Annotated in this window: 2 pseudogenes; both read left to right on the forward strand. The window is 64.0% G+C overall.

What is annotated here, in order from left to right:
* Nucleotides 1–226: pseudogene (locus A3764_RS19035) on the forward strand (ornithine cyclodeaminase); the annotation flags it as partial.
* Nucleotides 223–494 (forward strand): annotated as a pseudogene (locus tag A3764_RS19040) (alpha/beta fold hydrolase); the annotation flags it as partial. The pseudogenes A3764_RS19035 and A3764_RS19040, both read left to right, overlap by 4 nt.

Below are 494 nucleotides of genomic sequence, written 5' to 3' on the forward strand. Positions count from 1 at the left end.
CTTCGTCGACAGCCGGGCCACCACGCTGGGACATATCGGGGAAATCGAGATACCGGTGCAGGCAGGCACGATCACCCAAGACGACATTCTGGCCGACTACTATGAACTATCGGCCTTCGAGCGCCGTTCGGACGACGAAATCACGCTGTTCAAGAATGGCGGGGGCGCGCATCTCGATCTCATGACCAGCCGGCATATTCTCGACCGCTGGATGGCGAACAGGTGAGCTGGCTCTGGCTGTTGCTGGGCGTCGGTGCAGCGGCGCCGCTGGCAACCGAATACCGCCGCCGCCCCATGGACGACCGGGTCCGGGGCAACGCGCCCGGTCATTTCGCCAGACTGTCGATGGGGGTCACCCATTACGACTGGTTCGGGCCGCGAACCGGCCCTGTGGTGGTCTGCGTCCACGGGCTTACCACACCCAGCTTCGTTTACCGCGGCCTGGCGCGTGGCCTCGCGCTGATGGGATGCCGTGTCTTGGTCTATGACCTCTA

The sequence above is a fragment of the Sulfitobacter sp. HI0129 genome, from assembly GCF_001635395.1.
Taxonomy (GTDB): Bacteria; Pseudomonadota; Alphaproteobacteria; order Rhodobacterales; family Rhodobacteraceae; genus Sulfitobacter.